Source organism: Pseudomonas sp. Yb2C2 (genome assembly GCF_052112325.1).
In the GTDB taxonomy this organism is placed as follows: Bacteria; Pseudomonadota; Gammaproteobacteria; order Pseudomonadales; family Pseudomonadaceae; genus Aquipseudomonas; species Aquipseudomonas marginalis.
Genome location: NZ_JAVAJK010000029.1, coordinates 1 through 19,649, shown reverse-complemented (window position 1 = coordinate 19,649; position 19,649 = coordinate 1). Strand labels below are relative to the sequence as shown.

Sequence of the window (19,649 nt, the reverse complement as noted above, 5' to 3'; positions counted from 1 at the left end):
GTGGATGCTACGCATGAAACCAATAGTCGATAAGACGCCTGAAATGCGATAGTTTGTCCCACTGACAGGACAATAGGCTGACCATGCAAGACCTCAACGACCTCTACTATTTTGCCAAAGTCGTCGAAGCCGGTGGCTTTGCGGCGGCCGGGCGGCTGTTGGGCATTCCCAAGTCGCGGCTGTCGCGGCGCATTGCCGAGCTGGAAGAGCGCCTCGGCGCGCGCCTGCTGCAACGCACCACGCGGCAACTGACCCTGACCGCCGTCGGCGAGCGCTACCTGCGCCATTGCCAGGCGATGCTGCTGGAAGCAGAGATGGCCGACGAGGCCGTCGCCAGCATGTCCAGTGAACCGCGCGGGCGGCTGAGGGTGACGTGCCCGGTGGGGCTGGCGCAAAACATAATGCCGGATGTGGTTGCGGGTTTTCTGGCTGCCCACCCCCAGGTGCAGCTGGAGATGACCCTGGTCAACCGCCGTGTCGACCTGGTAGCCGAAGGCATCGATGTGGCGCTGCGCGTGCGCGAACTGGGCGATGAAGACCCGCTGCTGGTCACCAAGCGCCTGCGCCCCGCCCAGACGGCCCTGGTCGCCAGCCCGAACTTTTTGCACGATCGGCACATCAACACTCTCGACGACCTCAAGCAACTGCCGATACTCGGCGCGCTGGAAGCAGACCGCATGGTGCACCAACGCATCCTCGATCCTGAAGGCAACCCCCACGACCTGGTGATGGAAGCGCGCCTGGGCGTCGATGACTTCAACGTACGCAAGGCCAGCGCCATCATGGGCCTGGGCTTTACCGTGCTGCCGCTGATGTACTGCGAAGAAGAACTGGCCAGCGGCCGGCTCGTACAGTTGCTGCCGGAGTGGTCATTGCCGGGCGGCTGGCTGCAGGCCGTCTACCCGCATCGCCGCGGCGTTCTGCCGGCGATTCGCGCCTGGATCGATTACCTGGAAGAAGGCTTCAAAAGCTGCGGAGACCGCCTGCTATGAAAATGACCGAAGCACAGGTCGCGACGTTCTGCCTGAGCCTGCCCGGCGCGCGGGAAGACTACAAGTGGGGTGGCGTGCGGGTGTTCTCGATCGCCGGCAACAAGATGTTCGCCCTGCAGAATCTGCGCGGCGACTCGCTGGCGTTCAAGGTCGACAAGGAATTGTTCCTCGGCCATGTGGACCGTCCCGGCATCCACCCGGCGCCGTACCTGGCACGCGCGCAGTGGATCATCATGAACACGCCCTACCCGCTGGGGGCCGAGGAACTGCGTAGCCTGTTGCAGCGCTCCCACCAGTTGGTGGTGAGCAAACTGCCCAAGCGCACACAGGTGGGGTTGCTGCTAGAGAACGGACAGTAGCGTGCCACCGAGGAACAACTGGTCCAGCCAGAACACCTGGTGCAACAGCACGATCACCCAGAACAGCACCTGGTAAGACACCTTGCGCGTCTTGTGCCGGAACACCTGCTGGGCAATCAGCGCCCCCGGCCAGCCGCCCGCCAGCTCCACGGCGTGGAGGATGTTCTCCGGGGTGCGCCAGCTGTCGGTGCGGGCCTTGCGCTTGTCGCTCCAATACAGGAAAAACGCGATGACGCTGACCACCCCATAGGCCACCAGCGGAATCACGGTTTCGCCGCGTTGCCACACCAATACTGCCCCCACCAGCGGCGCCGCGCACAGCAGCACAAAGATCGCCGCTTTAAGGCGCGGATGCTGAATCATCATGCCTTGGCCGCTGCCCAGTCGATCCAGCCGAATTGCCAGGTCGCCAGGATCAGCAGGCCGAACGCAATGCGGTACCAGGCGAACGCCGCGTAGCTATGGCTGGCGATGAACTTGAGCAGGCCCTTGACCGCGATCATCGCGAAGATGAACGAGGTGACGAAGCCGATGGCGAACACCGGCAGGTCCGCCGGCTGGAACAGGTCGCGGTATTTGTAGCCCGAGTACACCGCCGCACCGACCATGGTCGGCATGGCCAGGAAGAATGAAAACTCGGTGGCGGTCTTGCGCGACAGGCCGAACAGCAGGCCGCCGATGATAGTCGAGCCGGAGCGCGACGTACCCGGGATCATCGCCAGGCACTGGGCAAAACCGACCTTGAGCGCGTCTTTCCAGGTGATGTCATCGACGCTTTCGGCGTGCACTTCATGCTCGCGGCGCTCGGCCCACAGCATGACGATGCCGCCGATCACCAACGCGGCGGCCACGGTGATCGGATTGAACAGGTAATGGTGGATCAGGTCGGCAAAGATCACCCCCAGCACCACGGCCGGCAGGAACGCGATCAGCAGGTTGACCGTGAAGCGCTGGGCGTTGCGCTGGGTGGGCAAGCCGGTGACTACATCGAGGATCTTGCGCCGGAATTCCCAGACCACCGCGAGGATCGCACCCAGCTGGATGATGATGTTGAACGCCATGGCGCGTTCGCCGCCGAAGTCGAGCAAATCGGCGACAATAATCTGGTGTCCGGTGCTGGAGATCGGCAGGAACTCGGTAAGCCCCTCCACGACGCCAAGAATCAATGCCTGAATGGCGGTCCAAAAATCCATGCTTCCCCCAAAGGTCATGCGCTGTGGCATGCCTTATCAATCTTTTAATGGTTCACTGACGAGCGCACTCAAGTGCCCGGTGTTGACCATGGTCAATGCCGGCCTGCAAAAATTCTGTGAAAAATCAGGCAGTACTCAGGTTTTGCGATTTCAGGCCGAAAGCCTATCAGACGAGGCGTAAAAGTCGATGCGACGCCCACAATTATAAAAAGCCCGGAGTGACAGGACGATGAACAGTTTGCGCAATATGTCGATCAGCCGACGCCTCTGGATGATCCTGATCGTCGCCGTGCTGATGCTGATGGCCCTGGGTTTGCTGATGCTCAAGCAGATCCACGACGACCTGTACCAGGCCAAGCGCCAGCAGACCCAGCACGTGGTCCAGACCGCCAGCGGGATCCTGACGTTTTATCACAGCCTCGAAACCACCGGGGTGATGACCCGCGAAGCCGCGCAAAAACAAGCCCTGAGCGCGGTGCGCGGCTTGCGCTATGACCACGACGACTACTTCTGGATCAATGACCTCACCCCCGTGATGATCATGCACCCGGCCAACCCCAAGCTGGACGGCCAGAACCTCTCGGCCATCCGCGATCCCGACGGGTTTGCCGTGTTCAACGAGTTCGTGATCCTGGCCAAGGCCAAGGGTGCCGGCATCATCAACTACCGCTGGCCGAAACCGGGTGCGGAGGCGCCAGTGGCGAAAACCTCGTATATCCAGTTGTTCGAGCCGTGGGGCTGGATCATCGGCTCCGGCGTTTACGTGGACGATGTGCAGGCCGAGTTCAACAGCCAAGTGTGGAAGGCCTCGTTTATCGTCCTCGGCATCGCATTGGTGATGGCCCTGCTGGTCTCGCTGATTGCCCGCAGCATCGTGCGCCCCCTGCAGGATGCGGTGAACGCCATGGGCAACATCGCCAGCGGCGAAAGCGACCTGACCCGCAGCCTCGATACCCACGGCCGCGACGAAGTCACCCAACTGTCCCAGCACTTCAACACCTTCACGGCCAAGCTGCGCCAGGTCGTCAGCCAGTTGCAGGTGTGCGCCAACGCCCTGGGCCAGTCCTCCACGGAACTGGGCAACAACGCGACCCAAGCCCATGACCGCAGCCAGCAACAGTCCCAGCAGATGGAACTGGTGGCCACCGCCATCAATGAAGTCACCTACGGCGTGCAGGACGTGGCCAAGAACGCCGAACACGCCGCCAGCGAAATGCGCGATGCCCAGGCCCAGGCGCAGCAAGGCCAGGTCAATATCGACAGCAGCCTGCAGCAGATCGACCAGCTCTCCACCACCATCAGCCAGGCCGTGGAAGTGATCCGCACCTTGTCCAGCGAAAGCACGCAGATCGGTGGTGTGTTGGAAGTGATCCGCTCCATCGCCGACCAGACCAACCTGCTGGCCCTCAACGCCGCCATTGAAGCGGCACGCGCCGGGGAACAAGGCCGTGGTTTTGCCGTAGTGGCCGATGAAGTCCGCCTGCTGGCCCAGCGCACGCAAAAATCCACCGCCGAGATCCAGGCGATGATCGAGCGCCTGCAAGGTCACTCGGAAGCCGCGGTCAAGGTGATCAGCGACAGCCACAGCGCCTCGCAACTGACCATCGAACAAGCCGGCCAGGCCGGTGCCAGCCTCACCGCCATCGGCCAGGCGCTGCACAACCTCAACGGTTTGAATGCCTCGATTGCCAGCGCCACCCTGCAACAGGCCCATGTGGTGGAAGACATCAACCAGAACGTCACCCAGGCTGCAAGCCTGTCCCACAGCACCGCAATGGCGGCCGAGCAGTCCAACGTGGCCAGCGTGCATTTACGCGGGCTGAGCGAACAACTCGACGGCCTGCTGCGCCAATTCAAGGTCTGACGCCGCTCCAGATGTGGGAGGGGCAAGCCCTTCCCACATTTGCCCTCCGATGTTTTGAAGATCGCTCACCTCTGGTTACAATCCCCGCCCTCTCCCACTCTCCCAAGGAACCGCCATGTCCGGGCTTGAACTGTTCGCCGCCGCCCTGGGGGTGATCGCTGTCTGGCTGACGGTCAAGCAAAACCCCTGGTGCTGGCCCATCGGCCTGGTGATGGTGTTGCTGTACACCTGGGTGTTCTATGACGTGAAACTCTATTCCGACATGCTGCTGCAAGTGGTCTACGCCGCCCTGCAAGTCTACGGCTGGTGGCAGTGGACCCGCGCCGGCGAGGTCAAGCAAGGGCGCCAGGTCACCCGCCTGGGTTGGCCGGCAATCATGATCAGCATGGCCATCGGCGCGGTCGGCAGCCTGCTGCTGGGCGCTGCGATGGCGCACTGGACCGACGCCGCGCAACCCTGGCTGGATGCTGCCCTCACCGGTTTCAGCCTGGTGGCGCAAATGTGGATGGCGCAGAAACGCGTGCAATGCTGGCCGCTGTGGATCGCCGTGGACGTGATTTTTGTCGGGCTGTTCCTCTACAAGGGCTTGTACCTCACCGCTGCGCTCTACGCCCTGTTCACCGTGATCGCCGTGCAAGGCTGGCGTGAATGGCGCGCCGACCCGGCGTTGCAACCATGAAGGTGGTGGTACTGGCCGGCCCCGAATCCAGCGGTAAAAGCTGGCTGGCCGCCGAGTTGCACGCGCATTTCGGCGGGCTGATGGTGCGTGAATACGTGCGCGATTTCATGGACCGCCACCAGCGCGACACCAGCCTGGCGGATATTCCGGCCATCGCCCACGGCCAACTGGCCTGGGAAGATGCCGCCCGCGCCCGGCAACCGCGCCTGCTGGTCCTCGACACGCACCTGCTGACCAACAAACTCTGGAGCCAGACCTTGTTCGGCGACTACCCGGCGTGGCTCGACGATGAACTGCTGGCGCGGCATTACGACCTGCACCTGCTGCTGTCGCCGGATGATGTGGAATGGACCGCCGACGGTCAACGCTGCCAACCGGAACTGGCCGACCGCCAGGCGTTTTTCCAGGACAGCCTGGCGTGGATGCAGGCGCATCGACAGGCGGTGGTGGTCATCAGGGGGAGTTGGGAGGAGCGCCGCACCGCCGCCTTTGCTGCGGTAGAACAGCTGTTGTAGTGAGCGGGCTTGCCCCGCGCTGGGTGGCGAAGCCGCCCTAAAACCAAACACCGCGACCTGTCTGGCAGGCTGCGGTGTTTTTTATTGGGGCGGCTTCGCCACCCAGCGCGGGGCAAGCCCGCTCACTACAACACCGGGGTGGTTAGTAGCCCAGCGACAGGCCGGTGTTACGACGCGGGTCATTCGCCCCATAGAAGCGGTTGTTACCCACCGGCTTACCCTCCAGGGACGGTGCCCCCACCAGGATTGCCGCCAAGTGGTTCGCATCCTGCGGCCCGGCAAACTTGTGGCCCCAGCTTTCCAGAATCTTCTGGGTGTCCGGGCTGATCGCGAAGGTCTCCAGGTTGGTGGTTTCCGGCATCCATTGCTGGTGGAAACGCGGCGCGTCCACGGCTTCCTGGATGTTCATCTTATAGTCGATGACATTCAGGATGGTCAGCAGGGTCGCGGTAATGATGCGGCTGCCGCCCGGTGTACCCACCACCATCACGGCCTTGCCGTCCTTGGTCACGATGGTCGGGCTCATCGACGACAGCGGCGCCTTGCCCGGTGCGATGGCGTTGGCTTCACCCTGGACCAGGCCGTACATGTTCGGCACCCCGACCTTGACGGTGAAGTCGTCCATTTCATCGTTGAGGATCACCCCGGTCTTGCTCGCCATCACGCCCGCACCGAACCAGTCGTTGAGGGTGTAGGTCACCGAGACCGCGTTGCCCCACTTGTCGACGATGGAATAGTGGGTGGTGTTGTTGCCTTCATGGGGCGACACACCGGGTTTGATCGCCTGGGAATCCCCGGCCTTCTGCGGCTCGATGGCGTCACGCAGCTTGGCCGCGTAGTTCTTGTCCAGCAGATGCTCGATCGGGTTCTTCACGAAATCCGGATCGCCCAGGTAGCTGTTACGGTCCACGTAGGCGTGGCGCATGGCTTCGATCTGGTAGTGCAGACCCTGGGCCGAGTGATAGCCCAGGTCGGCCATCGGGTAGCCTTCGAGGATGTTCATGATCTGGCAGATCACCACACCGCCCGAGCTTGGCGGCGGTGCCGAGACCACGTGGTAGCCACGGTAGTCACACTCGATGGGCGCCAGTTCGCGGGTCTTGTACTTGTCCAAGTCGGCCTGGGTGATGATGCCCTTGCCGGCCTGGCTGGAATCCACCAGGGCCTTGGCGACCCACCCTTTATAGAAACCGTCGCTGCCCTTGGCGGAGATTTCCTTCAGGGTTTTCGCCAGGTCTTTCTGCACCAGCTTCTGGCCGACCTGCAGCGGCTGGCCGTTGTGCAGGAAAATCCCGCGCATATCCTTGTCTTTTTCGAACTCACCGGTGGCGGTGTGCAGCAGATCGATATCACCCTGCTCCAGGGCAAAACCGTTTTCCGCCAGCTTGATCGCCGGGGCAATCACCTGGGCGCGCTTGAGGGTGCCGTACTTGCTCAGGGCCAGCTCCATGCCTGAGACGGTGCCGGGCACGCCGACGGCCAGGTGACCCTTGGCACTCAGGCCTTCAACGACATTGCCGGCCTTGTCAAGGTACATATCGGCGGTGGCCGCCAACGGGGCCTTTTCGCGGAAGTCGAGGAAGGTCTTGCGCCCATCCGCCAGTTGCACGGTCATGAACCCGCCGCCGCCCAGGTTACCCGCCGCCGGGTACACCACCGCCAGCGCATAGCCGACCGCCACGGCGGCATCCACCGCGTTACCGCCGGCCTTGAGTACATCCACGCCGACATGCGTGGCCAAATGCTGGGCGGTCACCACCATGCCATTTTCACCGGCCACCGGGGCCTGGGACGCGGCTTGTACGCCGCTGACCGTCAACACCAAGGCGGTGGCAATCAGTGTGCGGCTGAAGGGTTGGTATTTCATCCATGGCTACTCTAGTTATTGAGATGCACCAAAATAGCCCGTCCCGAATTTAATCCCCAGCGCAATGGCGTTTTTATTACAGAACCTGTCGGTCACAGAACGGCACGTACAAAGCCGCGTTGCAGATCCTCAATCAACGCCGCCACATCTTCCAGACCGATATGCAGGCGCACCACCGGGTTCAGCCCACGGTCGGCCGCACTGTCGCGGTCGCCGGTGTCGGCCACGGTGACCAGGCTTTCATAGCCGCCCCACGAAGCGCCCAGGCCGAACAGCTGCAAGCCGTCGATAAACCGCTCGACGTAAGCGGCGTCTGCATTCATCAGTTCAAACGACAACAACCCATTGCTGCCGGTGAAGTCCCGGCGCCACAACCCATGCCCAGGATGCCCGGGCAAGGCCGGATGGAACACGCGCTTGACCTGCGGTTGCGCCTGCAACCACAGGGCGATGTCCACGGCCTGGCGTTCGTGCACATCCAGGCGCGAGGCCAGGGTGCGTGCGCCGCGCAGGATCAGGTAGGCGTCGTCGGCACTCACCGCGTTGCCGAAGGTGTCGCTCATCCTGCCCAGCGCCGGCCAGGCCGCTGGTGTGGTGCACACGCTGCCCATCATCACGTCGCTGTGGCCGCCGAGGTATTTGGTCAGGGCCATGATCGAAATATCCGCGCCCAACGCCAGTGGCCGGTACAGGTAGCCCGAGCCCCAGGTGTTGTCGACGGCGAGCAGGATGTCGCGTGGCTTGCACAACGCGGCAATCGCCGGCAGATCGCACAGCTCATACAACAGTGAGCCCGGCACTTCGGCGTAGACCAGCCGGGTGTTGGCTTGCAGTTGCGCTTCCAGCCCCTTGCCATCGGGTGCGAAGTAGCCGACCTCGATTCCGAACGGCTGGAGGAATTCACGTGCCAGCTTGCGCACCGGGGAATACACCGCGTCGGTGATCAGCACATGATCGCCGGGGCGCAGGTAGGCCAGGAACACCTGGGCCGCCGCCGCCAGGCCCGTGCCGTAGAGCCGCGTGCGAAAGCCGCCCTCCAGCTCGGTGACCAGGTCTTCCAGCGCATGGGAGGTCGGGTTGCCACGCGCGCCGTAGGTCAGCACCCGCTCGCTGTCGCGGCGGGCACGGGCGTCGCGCATCTGCGCCAGGTTGTCGAACAGCACGGTGCTCAGGCGCGTAATCGGCACATTGACTGCGCGGCCGCCATGACCTTTTTCGGTACGCGCGGCATGGATCAAGCGCGTGCGCACCCGCGACACAGGTGCCAACGGCTGGAGGCTGGCGATTTCCGCTTCGCTCATTTGCGCGAGCAGGCCGATTTCCCAGGCCAGGTACTGGCGCGCGGCGTCCTTGTTGCCGTTGTGACGGTCGTGGGTGAAAAACAGGAAGTCGATGCACTCGGCGTCGGGCGGTGTCTGCGGATCTTGGTTGACCGGCAGGCCGGCCGAGGCCCAGGCAGCGAAGCCACCGTCGAGCAACCGGGCCGACAGGCCTTCGGCAGCAAAGGCCGCCAATGCCGGGTCATCCGCCACCAGCACCAAGGGACGATGGTCGGTCTTGAGCCGCGCACGAATCGACCAGCGGGACCCGGCAATATGGCCCTTGCGGTAGGCCATGCTCGGGCGCAGGTCGATCAGGTTCACATCGCTCAATTCCAGCGCCAGGGCCTGGGCGCTGATCAGCGGCAACGGCTCATACGCCACCGTCGGCAACACCGGCAGCGCCAGGCCGCTGTCGATACCACCGCTGAGCACATAGGCTTGGTGCCCGAGTTGACGCAGCCAACTGGCGACAATCGGCGCACGCACGCCATCGCTGTCCACCAGCACGATGCGCGCCTGGCGCACGCCGATATACAGGTCGGTGGCCTGGATCAACTGCCCGCCCGGCGTATGTTGCGCGCCTGGCAACGAGCCGAGGGCAAATTCCTCAGCAGTGCGCACATCACACAGGAACAGGCTGCGTTGCGCGTCCTCGGCCCACAGCCGGACTTGATCCGCTGACACCTCGACCACCCCTGCCCGCCCCGCCAACTGCCGTGCCGCCAGACGCTGCGAGGCCAGGTCGCCCTTGACCTGATCGGCATAACGCCGAGTACTGCCATGTTCCAGCTGGAAATCTTCGAGGTACCAGCCCTGGGTACCGTTTTCCAGGGCATAGACAGGGTTTTTCAGGCCCAGGTTGATCAGGGTCTGGGCGCCGATAATGCTGCGGGTGCGTCCTGCACAGTTGATAACGATGGGCGTGCTTTCATCCGGCACCAGATCCTGTACGCGGTAGCCCAGCTCACCGTTGGGGCAGCAGATGGAACCGGGGATGGTCATCTTGCGGTACTCCTCGAACGGTCGCCCGTCCAGCACCACCAGCGGCTCGCCACTGGCTTGCCAATCGGCCAGTTGCCGGGCGGTGACGTGAGGCGTATGGCTGGCCTCTTCGACCAATTCGCCAAAGGCCTTGGACGGCACATGCACACCGGCAAACAGCTGCAACCCCGCCGCCTGCCAACCCTCGGCACCGCCCTCCAGCACATGCGCGCGGCGGTAGCCCAGCGCCTGCAAACGCGCGGCAACCAGCGCCGCCACCTCGCCGCCATCCTGGTCATAGATCACCAGCCTCACCTGCGGGTTGGGCGCCAGGCGGCGTACCTCCAGCTCCAGGCGGCTATAGGGCAGGTTCACCCCATGGAACAGGTGGGCTTCGCCGTATTGCCCGTGTTCGCGCACGTCGAACACGGCGATTTCCTGCCCATCGAACAGCCATTGCTGCAGTTGACGTGGGGTGATGGTCTGGCTCATGGAAGTCCCAACAATTAAGAGAAAAGTGACGGCAACGCGTCAGGCATAGGCCTTGATCGACGGCGCCATCTGCGAGGCGTTGTAGTTGAGGATGCGGCCGTCCGCGTCCACACCGTAGCGGCCGTTCAGGGATTCCAGCGGCAAGCCATACAGGTGGAAATGCAACGTGGCCTGCTCACCTTCAACCTTGATGCCATGCAGGTCTTCACCGAGGAACGAGATCGACGTGCCCGGCTGCACGATCACTTCCTTCTCCAGGCTCAGAGTGGTGAAGCCCGGCTCGTGGCCTTCGTCATTGCGTGCATAGACGTAGTTGATCTCCTGGCCTTCCACCGCGCTGATGATCGCCCAGGTCTCATGGTTGTGCGGCAGCGTGCTTTTGCCCGGCAACAGCGAGTTGAGGTACAGGGTCGGCGTATCGCCGTCGTCGTTGAGGCGATAGCGGAATGCGGTGCTGCCCTGCCCTGGCACAGGCGCGGGGAATTCTTCGAAGTTGAACAGGTCGCGGCGCTCGGCCAATTGTTCCAGCAGGCCGACGATGTCCACCAGGGCTGCGCGGTCTACGCCGCGCTGGTTGATGACGCGGATCTGCTGCAAAAACGCCTCGATCACGGCGGCACGGTTTGCGTTGCTCATCACGGTTTTCCTCTTATCAGACTGACAGGCTGTAACGGCTCAAATGGGTCAACAGGTACGGGTCATGGTTGATGGGGCCACGGCGCCCCGAATCGCCCAAGGCATGGCGCAGGAACGTCCGGGTGCGTTCGTTGCCAGGGTTCTGGAAGATCTGCGTGGCGCTGCCATGCTCGACAATCACGCCGTTTTCGGTGAAGTACACGACGTCGCTGATCTCTTCGGCGAAGCGCATTTCATGGGTGACCAGCACGCAGGTCATGCCCTCTTCGGTCAATTCGCGAATCACCGTCAGCACTTCGCCGACGGTTTCCGGGTCGAGCGCCGAGGTCACTTCGTCAAACAGGATCAGCTCCGGGCGCATCGCCAGGGCGCGGGCAATCGCCACGCGCTGCTGCTGGCCGCCGGACAACTGGCCGGGGTACGCATCGGCCTTGTGCTCCATGCGCACCTTGGCCAGCAGCGCCCGCGCGTCTTTTTCCGCATCGGCACGGCTGCGACCGAGCACCTTGCGCGGGGCGATCACCAGGTTTTCCAGCACCGACAAGTGCGGGAACAGGTTGTATTGCTGGAACACAAAGCCGACGCGCTTGCGCAACTCGATGCGCTGGGCTTCCTGGACCAGGCTGTCGACCTGGGTCTGGCCCACGCGAATACTGCCGCGCTGGGGCTGCAACAGCCCGGTGATGCAGCGCAGGATCGTGGATTTGCCCGAGCCGGACGGGCCGATAATCGACACGGCCTGGCCACGCAGCACGTCGAGGTCGATGCCCTTGAGCACCGGGTTGGCGCCGAACGACAAGTGCACATCCCGCAGGCTCACCAGGGGTTCAGTAGAAGGCATAACGGCGCTCCAGGTGTTGGGTCAGGCGGGAAATCGGGTAGCAATAGGCAAAGAACAGCACCAGCAGGCTCAGGTAGATCACCACGGTAAAGCCGGTCATGTTCACGGTGTTGCTGGCGATCTGCGCGGTGTCGATCACGTCATGCACGCCCACCAGCGAGGCCAGCGCAGTGCCCATGGTGACCACCGCGTAAAGGTTCATCCACGGCGGCAACATGCGCTTGAAGCACTGCGGCAGGATGATCGAGCGAAACAGCTGGCCACGGGTGAATGCCAGGGACCGCGCGGCTTCCCATTGGGTGCTGGGGATCGAACCGATGGCGCCCCGGAAGATTTCCGCCACGTTGGCGCTGGCCGGTAACGCCAGGCCGATAGTGACCTTGACCCAATCGGGGAACGACACATAGCTGCTGCCGATACGAATCTCGAACGGGAACACGTAGGTAGTGAAATAGATCAGCACCAGCCACGGCGCATTGCGAAACACCTGCACCCACAGCCGCGCCACAAAGCCCAGGGGCGACAACGCCAACGCACCGATCACCAGGCCCAGCACCGACCCCATGCCGATCGCCAGCAGGCTGATCAGGATATTCTGGCCAAAGCCTGCGACCAGCGCCGGCGACCACTGCCACAACGCCGACAGCACGGAAAATGAATCAATGGCCATAGCCGGGCATCCTCAGGCGCGCTTCAAGCCAGCGCCCCACACAATTGACGATAAAACTCAGCAGGCCGAAAAAGCTCAGGATCAGGAGCATCAGCTCCAGTACGTTGTCACTCTGGGTCCAGATCATGATCGCCGCGTAGGTGATGTCGCCCACCGCAATCGCGGAGGCCACGGCGGTCATCTTCACCAGGTCAATCAGGTTGTTGATCAACGACGGCAAGGCAAAGCGCAGCGCCAGGGGCAACTGCACATTCCACAGCAACTGGCGGCGGCTGAAGGCCAGGGAGCTGGCGGCCTCCAGCGTGACGGCAGGCACCGCTTCGATGCCGGCGCGCAAGGCCTCGGCATGAAACGCGCCCTTGTGCAGCGAGATCACGATCACCACCCAGGCGAACGGCGTCAGCGGGTTGGCCGCGCCGACCGCCTGGGTCAACAGCATGTTCAACACCAGGAACGCGCAGTAGAGCTGCACCAGCGTCGGCGTGTTGCGCGTGACTTCCACAAACACCCGCGCCGGCTTGGCCAGCCACGGGTTGCCTGAAGTCAGCATCGCCGCCAGCGTGATCCCCGCCAGCAGACTGCCGAGGATCGTGAACAGGCACAGCAGGCCGGTGGTCAGCGCGCCCTGGACTAGGCTGCCGCGCTGATAGGCGTCGAGCAGGAAGGTGTAGTTCAGGCCGATACGCGCGGCCCAATCGACGAAAAGCTCAAGCAGATGACTCATCTCCATTGCCGGCTCAAGCACCCTTGAACTGTTTCTGCAACTCCACCAGGGCCGGTGATGCCGGACTGATGCGGTTGCGGGTCTGGGCCTTGATCAGCCAGCCGCTGCGGTGCAGTTCCTTGACGATCGGGTCGAGTTTGGCCTGGGTGTCACTCTCGCCACGACGGGTCCAGATCACCGACGGTGCCGGGTTGAGCTCCGGACCAAGGACGCGGTAGTCCTTCCATTCGGCACTGTCGTTGATCAATGGGTTGATCAGGGTAGAGTCGTGCACCGCCGCGACGCAGTTGTTGCCCCGCAGGGCCAGCAGCGATTCGGACGAGCTCTTGAACGCCTTGAGCTGCGCGCCGAACTCGGTCAGCGGCTTGACGTAGCTGCTGCCCTGGGAGGTGCACACGGGTTGGTCCTTGAGGTCTTCCCAGCGGGAGAACTGGCTGTCTTTGAGCACCGCAGCCGCACCGCCGACGCGGTAGAACGGCGTCGGCACGAAGCCGAGGATTTCACCGCGTTCGGCGGTCCATTCCATATTGGCGATGAGCAGGTCGACCTTGCCCTGTTGCAGGAACTGCACGCGATTGGCTGGCAATACCGGCACCAGCTGCACCTCGGCCTTGAGTTGACGGCCCAGCTCATTGGCCAGGTCGACGTTCAAGCCCTTGGGCTGTTGCGTCGCCGGATCGATGCTGCCAAACGGCCCGCCGGACAACAACACGCCCACCACCAGCACATGGCGCTGCTCGATCTTGTCCAGGGTCGCATCGGCCTGCGCCGCCACACTGCCGCCCAGGGCGATCATCGACCCCAGGGCCACCGGCAACCATTTCTTGAACATCATTGGACTTCCCCCTGGCGAATGATCGGCGTACCCCGACCTGATGGAGGGGCATGCTAGGGAGAGTGCGCGGGCAACGGAAATGCAAATATCTCATATCGTTATAACTTGCCGTATCTGCCCCGCCTTCGTTTTTGGCATAACCCTTTATTTATTGGACCACGAAAAAATAATCTTCAGAAAAGCATAAATATCTGTAATGTTTAACTTCACGTCCTTGATATAAAACCGCCCCTGGAAATGGCCATGTCGACCCTCGACCTTGAACTCCTGCGCACCTTTATCGCCGTGGTCGACCACCACAGTTTCGCCGAAGCCGGCACGCACCTGGCGCGCACCCAGTCGTCCGTGACCCAGCATATGCAGCGCCTGGAGCAGCAAGTGGGGGTCAGCCTGTTCGAGAAGCGCGGCCGGCAAAAACAACTGACCGAGCCCGGCCTGCAACTGCTGCGTCATGCGCGGCAGATGCTGGCGCTGAATGACGATGCATTGAATTCCCTGCGCGAGAGCAGCCTGAGCGGTGTGCTGCGCATCGGCTCGCCCCACGATATTGCCGACACCATCCTGCCGCCGATCCTCAGCCATATCGCCCGCTCGGCGCCGCGCCTGCGCCTGGAGATCGACGTGGGCCGCAGTCCGTTCCTGATGGACGACCTGCACAGGGGCAAGGTGGACATGGTGATCTCCACCCGCGCCGACCCGAACCTGGAAGGCTTTGCGCTGCGTACGTCGCCGGTGTGGTGGATCTGTTCGGCGCAGTACATCCACCAGCCGAGCGAGCCGCTGCCGCTGATCCTGGTGGATGAGCCGAGCATCTACCGGCGCTACGCGCTGGAGGCGCTGGAACGGGCGAACATTCCCTGGCGCCAGGCGTACCTGGCGTCGAACCTGATCGGGATTAAAGCGGCCACTCGCGCGGGCCTGGGCGTGACGCCGCGCAGCATGGAAATGCTCGGCCCGGACATGCGCGTGCTGGGCGAAACGGATGGGTTGCCGAGGTTGCCGGAGGTCACGTATTACCTGTGGATTCGGCCGAATACGGCGAACCCCATTGCGCGCAAGGCGTATGACTTGATTCGGGGCAGCCAGGGCCTGTAAAGACGGGGCTGGCATCTGGATTTTATCCCGTTAGAATCATCGCCATTCCCGCCTGCCCTCCCTGACACGAGCCCCTTCATGAGCTTTGATTTCGACACGCTCCACCCCCGCCTCGGCACCGGCAGCACCAAGTGGAACCGCTACCCGGCCGATGTGTTGCCGATGTGGATCGCCGACATGGACATCGCCGCGCCGCCCGCCGTGCTGCAGGCCCTGCACGCGCGCCTCGACCAGCAGATTCTCGGCTACAGTGTGGCCGGCCCGGATGTACGCGAGGCCATCGTGACCGACCTGTGGGCCAAGTACGCCTGGCGCGTGCAGCCCGACGACCTGCTGTTCCTGCCTGGCGTTGAGCCTGGCTTCAATATGGCGCTGCACGCCTTCGTCCAACCGGGCCAGCCGGTGGTGCTGCAAACCCCCAACTACCGGCCGATTCGCCTGGCGCCCGGCCACTGGAACCTGCCGCGCATCGAAGTACCGTTCGAGTTGAACAACGCCGAATACATCACCCCCATGCCCGCCCTGCGCAAGGCCCTGACCGGCGCCGGCGCACTGCTGCTGAGCAACCCGCACAACCCCATCGGCAAGGTCTTCCCCCGCGAAGAACTGCTGGCCCTGGCCACTGCCTGCCTGGAAAACGGCGCGCTGATCATCAGCGACGAAATCCACGCCGAACTGTGCTTCGACGGCCGCCGCCACATCCCCACCGCCAGCCTTAGCCCTGAGATTGCCCAGCGCACCATCACGCTGATGTCGGCGAGCAAGGCCTACAACGTGGCCGGCCTGAAGACCTGCTTTGCGGTGATCCAGAACGCCGGGATCCGCGAGCGCTTCAACCAGGCCCGCTGCGGCATGGTCGACAGCGTCAGCCCCCTGGGCCTGGAAGCCACCCGCGCCGCCTACAGCCAGTGCGGTGAATGGCTCGACGCGCTGAAGCACTACCTGCAAGCCAACCGCGATTACCTGCTCGACGCCGTGCAAACCCGCTTGCCCGGTGTGGTGATGCATGCGCCGCAAGGCACCTTCCTCGCCTGGCTGGACTGCAGCGCCCTGGGCCTGGACGACCCACAGCAGTTCTTCCTGGAGCAGGCCAAGGTCGGGCTGAGTGCGGGGATCGAATTCGGTGACGACAGCCAGCAGTTCGTGCGCCTGAACTTCGGCTGCCCACGGGCTTTGCTGGAAGAGGGTCTGCAACGTATGGAGCGTGCGCTGCAGCAGCGCTGAGGCAGACTTTATGAATGTGGGAGCAGCGCTCCCACATCCGGTGGGCTTCACAGCTTGGCGATGGACACTTCGGTGGACTTCACGAAGGCAATCACTTCGCTGCCTACCTTCAATTCCAGGTCACGCACCGAGCGGGTGGTGATCACCGAGGTGACGATGCCGGACGCGGTTTGCACGTCGATTTCGGACACCACCTCCCCCAGCAGGATTTCCTTGATCACGCCCTTGAACTGGTTGCGCACGTTGATCGCTTTAATAGTCATGTCGGCTTTCCTTTTGGCTGTTGGGTCAATCCGCACGAATGCGCAGGCCCTCAAAGTGCGCTATCACGTAGAATATTAAAAGGAATATATAACTCTTTATTTATTCCATAAACACATATGAACACTGTTGCCTTACCAACATCTGATCAACAATTTGCTCCCCTGGTAGCAGCTGCCGAGCCCCGGCGAGGCTGCGTCGGCCACGACTCGAGCCTGAATCGGCAGCGCGCCTGACGCAGCCTCGCTTGCGCTCGGCAGCTGCTACGGATGTGGATAAGGCGATATTTACGGTTAAGACGTTATCTACGCGGGGGAGCGCTGGCCTTGGCATAGAGACTGCATATTCCTGGAAAGCATGATGGAACATGCCGAATCAGTTTTCTGAATATAAGAAAAGCCTTCTCTCAACGCCTTGTCCGGAGCTGTTCCATGAAACCCTTCACCCAGCGTGTACTCGGCGCCTGCGCCCTCGTCCTGAGCCTGCAGGCGCAGGCATATGCCGCCGAAACCGATCCCGCCGAAGTCAACCTCGACTACGCCTACTACTCGCCGGTCAGCCTGGTGCTCAAGCACTTCGGCTGGCTGGAACAGGCCCTGCCCCACAGCAAGGTCGGCTGGGTACTCAGCCAGGGCAGCAACCGCTCCCTGGAATACCTCAACAGCGGCGGCGTGGATTTCGCTTCGTCCGCCAGCTTGTCCGCCGTGTTGAGCCGGGCCAATGGCAGCCCGATCAAATCGGTGTACGTCTACAGCCGCGCCGAGTGGACCGCCCTGGTGGTGCGCAAGGACTCGCCGCTCAACAGCGTCAGCGCCCTGAAGGGCAAGAAAATCGCCGCAACCAAAGGCACCGACCCGTACCTGTTCACCCTGCGCAGCCTGCAACAAGCCGGGCTGAAAAAAGACGACGTGGAGCTGGTGCACCTGCAACACCCGGACGGCCGCACCGCCCTGGAAAAAGGTGACGTGGACGCCTGGGCCGGCCTCGACCCGCACATGGCCGCGAGTGAAATCCAGGCCGGTTCGCGCCTGCTGTACCGCAACAAGGACTTCAACAGCTACGGCGTGGTGAGCGTCACCGAGCAGTTCGCCAAGGCGCACCCACAGACCATCACCAAGGTGCTCGGGGCGTATGAAAAAGCCCGGGATTGGGCGGTGAAGCACCCCGATGAATTCGCCAGGTTGCTGGCGGATGAATCCGGCCTGCCGCTGGAAGTGGCCAAGCTGCAATTGTCGCGTACCGATCTGAGCACGCCGTTGTTGAGCGCCAAGGATGTGCAGTCGTCGAAGGCGGCGGCGCCGATCCTGGTGTCCGAGGAATTGGTGCGTCGTGGGGTGAATGTGGACCAGGTGATCGATCAACTGATCGACCCTTCGTTTGGCCAAACCCTGTCGAAGCAATAAGGGGCGCGCGATGACCAGCAAAAGCCAGGCATTGCCCCTTCCCGTCCCCGCAGTCAGCCAGCGCAGCGCCTGGCCACGACGGTTCAAAGGCCTGGTCTTGCCGGTGCTGATCCTGATGATCCTGGAAGGGGTCGTGCGGGTAGGCTGGCTGCCGTCCTACCAGATGCCGGCGCCCAGCGAGATCGCCGTGACCCTCACCGACCTCGCCGAGGGCGCCTTGTGGAAACACATCAGCGCCAGCCTCGCCCGCGTGCTGCTGGGCTTTGCCATCGGCGCCGGCCTGGCCCTGGTGTTCGCCGCCTGGGTCGGTTTGAGCCGTGAAGCCGAAGCCTATCTGGAGCCGACCTTCGCCGGCCTGCGTTCGATCCCGAGCCTGGCCTGGGTGCCCTTGCTGCTGCTTTGGCTGGGCATCGATGAAACCTCGAAGATTGTGCTGATCGCCATTGGCGCGTTTTTCCCGGTGTACCTCAATGGCGTCGCGGCGATTCGCGATATTGATCGCAAGCTGGTGGAAGTCGGGCAAATGTACGGGTTCAGTCGCCGCCGCCTGGTGCGCCGGATCCTGCTGCCCGCCGCCCTGCCCGGCCTGTTTACCGGGTTGCGCAGTGGCTTGAGCCTGGCGTGGATGTTCCTCGTGGCGGCCGAACTGATCGCGGCGACCAAGGGCCTGGGTTACCTGCTCAGCGATGGGCGGGAAACCTCTCGGCCCGACATCGTGCTGGCCGCCATTATCGTATTGGCGCTACTGGGCAAGGTCAGCGACGGCCTGCTCGCGGCGTTGGAGAAACGCTGCCTGGCCTGGCGCGACACCTTCACCGGCCAAGGAGCGGAACAATGAGTACGCAGCCGTTATTGGACATTCGGGTGGAGCGTAAAAGCTTTGCCAGCACCACCGTATTGAAAGATGTACGCCTGGCCTTGCAGCCGCGCGAAGCGGTCAGCCTGCTGGGCCCCAGCGGCTGTGGCAAAAGTACCCTGCTGCGGATCGTCGCCGGGTTGGAAAAGGACTTCCAGGGCGAACTGCGCAGCCCTGACGGCGACGTGGCGTTCGTGTTCCAGGAACCGCGCCTGATGCCCTGGCTAACGGTGGAGCAGAACATTGGTTTCAGCGATGACAACCGCTACGACAGGGCCTGGGTCACACAATTGATCGAGGAAGTCGGCCTCAAGGGCTTCGCCCAGGCGCTGCCCAAGGCATTGTCCGGCGGCATGGCACAGCGGGTGGCGATCGCACGCGGCCTGTATTCACGTCCGCAGGTGCTGTTGCTGGATGAACCGTTCAGTGCGGTGGATGCCTTCACCCGCATGAAGCTCCAGGACTTGCTGCTGCAACTGGCCGCGCACCACGCCATCGCCCTGTTGCTGGTGACCCATGATGTAAACGAAGCGCTGTACCTGAGTGACCGGGTACTGGTGATGGACAACCGGCCCAGCAGCATTCGCCAGGAGCTGACGGTCGACCTGCCGCATCCGAGGGATCGGCGTGACCCGCTGCTGGCCCGGCTCAAGGCGCTGGCCTTGACCGAGTTGCAGCGTGCCCACGTGATCTGAGGACTACTCCTAACCTGTGGCAAGCCCGCTCACCACAATAAGCTTGCGCAGGCTCAACCAATAACGCATTCGAGATTGCACCTCCACGCCCCACGTGATCTGAGGACTACTCCTAACCTGTGGCGAGCGGGCTTGCCCCGCGTTG

The 19,649-nt window shown here is 63.0% G+C and carries 20 protein-coding genes; 10 read left to right on the top strand and 10 right to left on the bottom strand.

Annotation, left to right across the window (positions count from 1 at the left end; genetic code table 11):
• Nucleotides 1-83: 83 nt before the first annotated feature.
• Together Q8X51_RS28790 and Q8X51_RS28785 are read left to right on the top strand one after the other, a co-directional pair.
• A complete protein-coding gene (locus Q8X51_RS28790) occupies nt 84-992 on the top strand; it encodes a LysR substrate-binding domain-containing protein (RefSeq protein ID WP_407694545.1) in 909 nt (302 codons plus the stop codon).
• The gene (locus tag Q8X51_RS28785; RefSeq protein WP_027607908.1) at nt 989-1,351 is read left to right on the top strand and encodes an MmcQ/YjbR family DNA-binding protein; all 363 of its coding nucleotides are present in this window, start codon (nt 989-991) and stop codon (nt 1,349-1,351) included. Before Q8X51_RS28790 ends, Q8X51_RS28785 begins: the two co-directional genes overlap by 4 nt.
• Here the strand turns inward: Q8X51_RS28785 and Q8X51_RS28780 are convergent.
• Both Q8X51_RS28780 and Q8X51_RS28775 read right to left on the bottom strand, forming a co-directional pair.
• Entirely contained in the window at nt 1,334-1,717 is a 384-nt protein-coding gene (locus Q8X51_RS28780; protein ID WP_065927760.1) for a DUF1294 domain-containing protein, read from the bottom strand. The two genes, Q8X51_RS28785 and Q8X51_RS28780, sit on opposite strands and share 18 nt — an antisense overlap.
• A complete protein-coding gene (locus Q8X51_RS28775; RefSeq protein ID WP_027607910.1) occupies nt 1,714-2,544 on the bottom strand; it encodes an undecaprenyl-diphosphate phosphatase in 831 nt (276 codons plus the stop codon). The genes Q8X51_RS28780 and Q8X51_RS28775 overlap by 4 nt, the downstream gene beginning before the upstream one ends.
• A 229-nt stretch (nt 2,545-2,773) precedes the next feature.
• Here Q8X51_RS28775 and Q8X51_RS28770 point away from each other — a divergent pair, with 229 nt between their 5' ends.
• From Q8X51_RS28770 to Q8X51_RS28760, 3 genes are all read left to right on the top strand, one after another.
• Complete coding sequence (locus Q8X51_RS28770) at nt 2,774-4,408, top strand: methyl-accepting chemotaxis protein (RefSeq protein WP_065927761.1); 1,635 nt, start codon at nt 2,774-2,776, stop codon at nt 4,406-4,408.
• A gap of 115 nt (nt 4,409-4,523) precedes the next feature.
• Complete coding sequence (gene pnuC, locus Q8X51_RS28765) at nt 4,524-5,087, top strand: nicotinamide riboside transporter PnuC (RefSeq protein WP_065927762.1); 564 nt, start codon at nt 4,524-4,526, stop codon at nt 5,085-5,087.
• Nucleotides 5,084-5,602, top strand: a complete 519-nt coding sequence (locus Q8X51_RS28760) for an AAA family ATPase (RefSeq protein ID WP_065927763.1) — start codon at nt 5,084-5,086, stop codon at nt 5,600-5,602. The genes pnuC and Q8X51_RS28760 overlap by 4 nt, the downstream gene beginning before the upstream one ends.
• Before the next feature lie 142 nt (nt 5,603-5,744).
• On the opposite strand, the gene ggt is transcribed toward Q8X51_RS28760, so the two are convergent.
• From ggt to Q8X51_RS28725, 7 genes are all read right to left on the bottom strand, one after another.
• Nucleotides 5,745-7,469, bottom strand: a complete 1,725-nt coding sequence (ggt, locus tag Q8X51_RS28755) for a gamma-glutamyltransferase (protein WP_074846565.1) — start codon at nt 7,467-7,469, stop codon at nt 5,745-5,747.
• Nucleotides 7,470-7,561: 92 nt separating this feature from the next.
• Entirely contained in the window at nt 7,562-10,264 is a 2,703-nt protein-coding gene (gene metC, locus Q8X51_RS28750; protein ID WP_407694546.1) for a cystathionine beta-lyase, read from the bottom strand.
• A 39-nt stretch (nt 10,265-10,303) separates the two neighbouring features.
• Nucleotides 10,304-10,900: a cysteine dioxygenase gene (locus Q8X51_RS28745; protein WP_074846557.1), complete on the bottom strand. Its 597-nt coding sequence runs from the start codon at nt 10,898-10,900 to the stop codon at nt 10,304-10,306.
• 16 nt (nt 10,901-10,916) lie between these two features.
• Nucleotides 10,917-11,741, bottom strand: a complete 825-nt coding sequence (locus tag Q8X51_RS28740; protein ID WP_065927767.1) for an amino acid ABC transporter ATP-binding protein — start codon at nt 11,739-11,741, stop codon at nt 10,917-10,919.
• On the bottom strand, nt 11,728-12,411 hold the full coding sequence (locus Q8X51_RS28735; RefSeq protein ID WP_407694547.1) for an amino acid ABC transporter permease: 684 nt from the start codon (nt 12,409-12,411) through the stop codon (nt 11,728-11,730). The genes Q8X51_RS28740 and Q8X51_RS28735 overlap by 14 nt, the downstream gene beginning before the upstream one ends.
• Nucleotides 12,401-13,135, bottom strand: coding sequence for an amino acid ABC transporter permease (locus tag Q8X51_RS28730; RefSeq protein WP_074848142.1), 735 nt, complete (start codon nt 13,133-13,135; stop codon nt 12,401-12,403). The genes Q8X51_RS28735 and Q8X51_RS28730 overlap by 11 nt, the downstream gene beginning before the upstream one ends.
• 13 nt (nt 13,136-13,148) lie before the next feature.
• Complete coding sequence (locus Q8X51_RS28725; RefSeq protein WP_407694548.1) at nt 13,149-13,970, bottom strand: transporter substrate-binding domain-containing protein; 822 nt, start codon at nt 13,968-13,970, stop codon at nt 13,149-13,151.
• Between the two features lie 243 nt (nt 13,971-14,213).
• Between Q8X51_RS28725 and Q8X51_RS28720 the strand changes: the two genes are divergently transcribed.
• Nucleotides 14,214-15,065 carry a LysR substrate-binding domain-containing protein gene (locus Q8X51_RS28720; protein WP_370671275.1) on the top strand — a complete coding sequence of 284 codons (852 nt, stop codon included), beginning with the start codon at nt 14,214-14,216 and terminating at the stop codon, nt 15,063-15,065.
• 78 nt (nt 15,066-15,143) lie between these two features.
• The gene (locus tag Q8X51_RS28715) at nt 15,144-16,289 is read left to right on the top strand and encodes a MalY/PatB family protein (RefSeq protein ID WP_407694549.1); all 1,146 of its coding nucleotides are present in this window, start codon (nt 15,144-15,146) and stop codon (nt 16,287-16,289) included.
• Between the two features lie 47 nt (nt 16,290-16,336).
• On the opposite strand, the gene Q8X51_RS28710 is transcribed toward Q8X51_RS28715, so the two are convergent.
• Entirely contained in the window at nt 16,337-16,552 is a 216-nt protein-coding gene (locus Q8X51_RS28710) for a TOBE domain-containing protein (RefSeq protein ID WP_003173733.1), read from the bottom strand.
• 429 nt (nt 16,553-16,981) lie between these two features.
• Between Q8X51_RS28710 and Q8X51_RS28705 the strand changes: the two genes are divergently transcribed.
• Genes Q8X51_RS28705 through Q8X51_RS28695 form a run of 3 tightly spaced genes read left to right on the top strand, consistent with a single transcriptional unit; the run spans nt 16,982 to nt 19,504 of the window.
• A complete protein-coding gene (locus Q8X51_RS28705) occupies nt 16,982-17,953 on the top strand; it encodes an aliphatic sulfonate ABC transporter substrate-binding protein (protein ID WP_323147189.1) in 972 nt (323 codons plus the stop codon).
• Nucleotides 17,954-17,963: 10 nt separating this feature from the next.
• On the top strand, nt 17,964-18,791 hold the full coding sequence (locus Q8X51_RS28700) for an ABC transporter permease (protein WP_065927772.1): 828 nt from the start codon (nt 17,964-17,966) through the stop codon (nt 18,789-18,791).
• Entirely contained in the window at nt 18,788-19,504 is a 717-nt protein-coding gene (locus tag Q8X51_RS28695) for an ABC transporter ATP-binding protein (protein WP_407694550.1), read from the top strand. Before Q8X51_RS28700 ends, Q8X51_RS28695 begins: the two co-directional genes overlap by 4 nt.
• Nucleotides 19,505-19,649 lie beyond the last annotated feature (145 nt).